The 5,344-nt window shown below is 68.3% G+C and carries 5 protein-coding genes; 4 read left to right on the plus strand and 1 reads right to left on the minus strand.

The annotated features are described in order from the left end of the window. From QZ772_RS05275 to QZ772_RS05285, 3 genes are all read left to right on the plus strand, one after another. Positions 1-582: tetrahydrofolate dehydrogenase/cyclohydrolase catalytic domain-containing protein (locus QZ772_RS05275; RefSeq protein WP_295523772.1), on the plus strand; the 582-nt coding region annotated here is incomplete at its 5' end. A gap of 97 nt (positions 583-679) precedes the next feature. Beyond that, positions 680-2,755, plus strand: a complete 2,076-nt coding sequence (locus tag QZ772_RS05280; RefSeq protein WP_295523774.1) for a M3 family metallopeptidase — start codon at positions 680-682, stop codon at positions 2,753-2,755. A gap of 5 nt (positions 2,756-2,760) precedes the next feature. After that, positions 2,761-3,405: a glutaredoxin family protein gene (locus QZ772_RS05285; protein WP_295523777.1), complete on the plus strand. Its 645-nt coding sequence runs from the start codon at positions 2,761-2,763 to the stop codon at positions 3,403-3,405. A 33-nt stretch (positions 3,406-3,438) separates the two neighbouring features. Here the strand turns inward: QZ772_RS05285 and rpiA are convergent, their stop codons facing one another. After that, the gene (gene rpiA / locus QZ772_RS05290; protein WP_295523779.1) at positions 3,439-4,125 is read right to left on the minus strand and encodes a ribose-5-phosphate isomerase RpiA; all 687 of its coding nucleotides are present in this window, start codon (positions 4,123-4,125) and stop codon (positions 3,439-3,441) included. Between the two features lie 42 nt (positions 4,126-4,167). On the opposite strand from rpiA, the gene QZ772_RS05295 reads away from it, so the two are divergent. Next, the gene (locus QZ772_RS05295; RefSeq protein WP_295523781.1) at positions 4,168-5,229 is read left to right on the plus strand and encodes a quinone-dependent dihydroorotate dehydrogenase; all 1,062 of its coding nucleotides are present in this window, start codon (positions 4,168-4,170) and stop codon (positions 5,227-5,229) included. The last annotated feature ends 115 nt before the right edge of the window (positions 5,230-5,344 follow it).

The following is a 5,344-nucleotide window of genomic DNA, read 5'->3' on the forward strand; positions in this document are numbered from 1 at the left end:
CATGGCATCCTGGTGCAGCTGCCGCTGCCCAAGCACATCGATGCCGACAAGGTCATTGAGACCATCGCCGCCGAGAAAGACGTGGACGGCTTCCACGTGGCCAGCGCCGGTGCGCTGATGACCGGCCTGCCCGGCTTCTGGTCCTGCACGCCCTACGGCTGCATCAAGCTGCTGGAGAGCACCGGCGTGCCCATCAAGGGCAAGCATGCCGTCGTCATCGGCCGCAGCAACAACGTGGGCAAGCCGATGGCGCTGATGCTGCTGGCCAAGAACGCCACCGTCACCATCTGCCACAGCGCCACCGCCGACCTGGCCCACCATGTGCGCCAGGCCGACATCGTGGTGGCCGCCGTGGGCCGCCGCAACACGGTGACGGCCGACATGGTCAAGCCGGGCGCCATCGTCATCGACGTGGGCATGAACCGCAACGAGCAGGGCAAGCTCTGTGGCGACGTGGACTTCGCGGCTGTCAAGGAAGTGGCCGGCTGGATCACGCCGGTGCCTGGCGGCGTTGGCCCTATGACGGTGACCATGCTTCTGGTCAACACCCTCGAATCCGCCGAGCGCGTCGCCGCAGCCTGACAACCGCCTGCCGCCCGGTCGGCAATAGCCGGGCTGCATCGTGGCCATGGCGACATCCGGCGCTTGAAGCGCCGGGCTTTGCCTCAAAATCGGCAGCATGACCTCCAATCCGCTGCTCGACTTCTCCGACCTGCCTCTGTTCGACCGCATCCGGCCCGAGCATGTGGCACCCGCCATCGACACGCTGTTGCAGCAGGCCGAGGCGGCGCTGGAACAGGTCACGGCCACCGACTTCCCGGCCCAGTGGAGCGCCATCGCCCGCGTGCTCGACGTGGCCACCGAGCGCCTGGGTCGTGCCTGGGGCGCCGTCGGCCACCTCAACGCCGTGGCCGACACGCCCGCGCTGCGCGCCGCCTACAACGAGGCCATGCCGCGCGTCACCGCCTTCTGGACGCGCCTGGGGGCCGACGAGCGCCTCTATGCCAAGTACAAGGGCATCGACGTGACCACGCTCAATGCCGAGCAGCGCAAGGCCCACGCCAATGCGATGCGCAACTTCGTGCTCGGTGGCGCCGAGCTGCAGGGCGCGGCACGCGAGCGCTACGCCGAGATCCAGGAGCGCCAGGCCGAGCTCAGTCAGAAGTTCAGCGAGCATGCGCTGGACGCCACTGACGCCTTCGCCTTCTATGCCGAGCTGTCCGACCTGGACGGTGTGCCGGCAGACGTGGTGGCTGCCGCGCGTGCCGCGGCAGAGGCAGAAGGCAAGGCCGGCTACAAGCTCACACTCAAGATGCCCTGCTACCTGCCGGTGATGCAGTTCGCCCGCAGCAGCGCGCTGCGCGAGCGCCTCTATCGTGCCTATGTCACCCGCGCCAGCGAATTCGGCGATCCGGCCTTCGACAACACCCCGCTCATCCTCGAGATCCTGAAGCTGCGTCAGGAAGAGGCGCAACTGCTGGGCTACCGCAACTTCGGCCAACTGTCTGTGGTGCCCAAGATGGCGGAATCGCCGGAGCAGGTGATCGGCTTCCTGCGCGACCTGGCGTCCAAGGCCAAACCCTACGGCCAGCGCGACGTGGTGCAGCTGCGCGACTTCGCCAGCCGCGAACTCGGCATTGCCGATCCGCAGCCCTGGGACTGGAGCTACATCGGCGAGAAGCTGAAGGAAGCCCGCTATGCCTTCAGCGAGCAGGAGGTCAAGCCCTACTTCCCCGCGCCCAAGGTGCTCGACGGCCTCTTCAAGATCGTGCAGAACCTGTTCGAGGTGCAGATCCGCCGCGACGAGGCACCGGTGTGGCATCCGAGCGTGGTCTTCTACCGCATCGAGCGCCAGACGCCGGACGGCGTGCAGAAGGTGGGCCAGTTCTACCTGGACCCCTCGGCCCGCGCGGCCAAGCGCGGCGGTGCCTGGATGGACGATGTGCGCGCGCGCTGGCTGCGCCCGGACGACCAGCGGCTGCAGACGCCCGTCGCTCACCTCGTGTGCAACTTCGCCGAGGGCGTGGACGGCAAGCCGCCGCTGCTCACGCACGACGACGTGATCACCCTCTTCCACGAATTCGGCCATGGCCTGCACCACATGCTGACGCAGGTGAACGAGCACGACGTGTCGGGCATCAGCGGCGTGGAGTGGGATGCGGTCGAGCTGCCCAGCCAGTTCATGGAGAACTTCTGCTGGGAATGGGACGTGCTGCAGAACATGACGGCCCACGTCGACACCGGTGCGCCGCTGCCCCGCGCGCTCTACGACAAGATGATCGCAGCCAAGAACTTCCAGAGCGGCATGCAAACGCTGCGTCAGATCGAATTCGCGCTCTTCGACATGCTGCTGCACACCCAGCTGGATGCGGGCAAGGCCGAGCCTGACGCCGTGATGGCGCTGCTGAACGAAGTGCGCACCAAGGTGGCCGTGCTGCCCTCGCCGGAATTCAGTCGCACGCCCATGACCTTCACCCACATCTTCTCGGGGGGTTACGCGGCCGGCTACTACAGCTACAAGTGGGCCGAAGTGCTGTCTGCGGACGCCTATGCAGCCTTCGAGGAGACGGTCGATGCCCAGGGCCTGCCGAGCGTCGAAACCGGCCGCCGCTACCGCGAAGCGATCCTGGAAGCCGGTGGCAGCCGAAGCGCGATGGAATCCTTCAAGGCCTTCCGCGGTCGCGAGCCGAGCATCGACGCCCTGCTGCGCCACCAGGGCATGAGCGAGCCGCTGGCTGAAGAAGCGCTGGCGTGACCGCCATGAAAGCCGCTCCTGGCTCGCGCGTGGCAGCGCTGCTCCTGGCGACGGGCCTCGCAGCGGCCGCGCTGTCGCAGCCGCAATCGGCCACGGCGCAACCGCTTTACCGTTCGGTCGACGGCCAGGGCCGCGTGACCTTTTCGGACCGCCCGCCGTCCTCCGCAGCCCGGCCCGTGGACGCCACTCCTGCCAACGACATCGACACGGGCGCTGGCGCACTGCCCTTCGAGCTTCGACAGGTCGTGCAGCGCTATCCGGTGACGCTCTATGCCCAGCGCGACTGCGCGCCCTGCGACGAAGGTCGCGCCATGCTGCGAGCGCGTGGGATCCCGTTCCAGGAGCGCACCGTCACGACCAATGCAGAGGTCGATGCGCTGCAGCGCCTCAGCGGCCAGACGGGCCTGCCGTTGCTGGTGATCGGAAGCCAGCAGTTGCGCGGCTACACCGATGCCGAATGGTCGCAATACCTGAACGCGGCGGGCTATCCCAGCCGCAATAGTCTGCCGGCCGGCTATACCCCGCCGGCAGCCCGGCCGCTGATCGCGCCCGCGCCGGCCGCCGCCGTGCCGCAACCACCCCAGAGCCCTGCTGCCGCTCCGCCCCCGTCCGGGCCGACGCCTGCCAATCCGGCCGGCATCCGCTTCTGATGCTGCCTGGCGCGGAAGCGCCGGGACTTCTCCTCAGTAAGAGAGCGTCTGCACGCCCTCCGGCGTGGCCAGCAGGCACAGGCTCGCCTTCTGGTGCGCGAAGACACCCACCGTGACCACGCCGGGCCACTGGTTGACCTCCGACTCGAAGGCGAGCGGCTCCCGGATCGACAGACCTGTCACATCCAGGATGTGCTGGCCGTTGTCGGTCACCAGCGGCTGGCCGTCCTTCAGGCGGAGCGTGGCGGTGCCGCCCTGGGCGGCGAACTGCCGCGCCACCCGGCGGGCGGCCATCGGGATCACTTCCACCGGCAGCGGAAAACGACCCAGCACCTCCACCCGCTTGGACGCGTCCGCGATGCAGACGAAGCGCCGCGACTGGGCGGCGACGATCTTCTCGCGCGTCAGGGCCGCGCCGCCACCCTTGACCATGTACCCGCGGGCATCGATCTCGTCCGCGCCGTCGATGTACACCGCCAGTTCTTCGACCTCATTGCTGTCGAACACAGGAATGCCCAGGGCCTTCAGGCGCTCGGTCGAGGCCTCGGAGCTGGACACGGCACCCTTGATCTGGTCGCGGATCGTGGCCAGCGCCTCGATGAACTTGTTGACCGTGGAACCCGTGCCCACGCCCACGATCTCGCCCTGCACCACATGGTCGAGGGCGGCACGGCCCACCTGGGCCTTGAGTTCATCCTGGGTCATGGCGGCGTTAGGCATCGGGGAGAATCCTGGGTTGTCCGAAAAAACGCGAATTATCAGATGCCCGCTCCCGCCACCGGCCTCTACGGCCTCGCCCGTCCCTTGCTATTCCGCATGGATGCGGAGGATGCCCACGAGCTGACGCTGGCGCAGCTGGCCCGGACACAGAACACGCCGCTGGCGGCGCTCTACCGCGTGCGCCGGGTGGAAGACCCCGTCGAACTCGCCGGCCTGCGCTTTCCCAACCGCGTGGGGCTGGCCGCCGGCCTGGACAAGAACGCCCGCTGCATCGACGCATTCGCCGCGATGGGCTTCGGCTTCGTGGAGGTGGGAACCGTCACACCGCGCCCTCAGCCCGGCAATGCCCGCCCGCGCATGTTCCGTCTGCCGGCGGCCGAAGCCCTCATCAACCGGCTCGGCTTCAACAACGAAGGCCTGGACAGCTTTCTGGCCAATGTGCAGCGTGCACGCTTCCGCCAGCGCCGGGACCGGCTGCCGATGCTGCTGGGCCTCAATATCGGCAAGAACGCGAGTACGCCCATCGAACGAGCCGCCGACGACTACCTCGCCTGCCTGGACGGCGTCTATGCCCACGCGGACTATGTGACCGTCAACATCTCCAGCCCCAACACGGCCAATCTGCGCAGCCTGCAGAGCGATGAGGCGCTCGACGCACTGCTGGGCGCACTGGCCAACCGGCGCGCGCAACTGCATGAGCGCACCGGCAAGCGCACCCCCATCTTCCTGAAGATCGCCCCCGACCTGCACGAGGCGCAGGTGGCGGTGATCGCCGGCGCGCTGCGCCGCCAGGGCATGGACGGCGTGATCGCCACCAACACCACCTTGGCCCGCGATGCGGTGCAAGGCTTGCCGCACGGGCAGGAAGCCGGCGGCCTGTCCGGCGCGCCGGTGCGCGATGCGAGCAACCGCGTGATCCGGCAATTGCGCAGCGCGCTGGGGACAGACTTTCCGATCATCGGCGTCGGCGGCATCCTGAGCGGTGCGGATGCCCAAGCCAAGATCGCCGCGGGTGCCGATGCAGTGCAGGTCTACACGGGCCTGATCTATCGCGGCCCGGGCCTAGTGACCGAGGTGGCGAAGGCGCTGCGGCTCGCCCGCTGAGCCGCAGCGCCAGGAAAGCCGAAGGCCGGCGCCTGCGCCGGCCTTGGCGCTTTTCAGCGCAGCTTCCAGAGGATGGGCAATGCCCAGCCGGCCCAGCGGACCAGACGCCGCGGGC

Source organism: uncultured Pseudacidovorax sp. (assembly GCF_913773995.1).
In the GTDB taxonomy this organism is placed as follows: Bacteria; Pseudomonadota; Gammaproteobacteria; order Burkholderiales; family Burkholderiaceae_C; genus Xenophilus.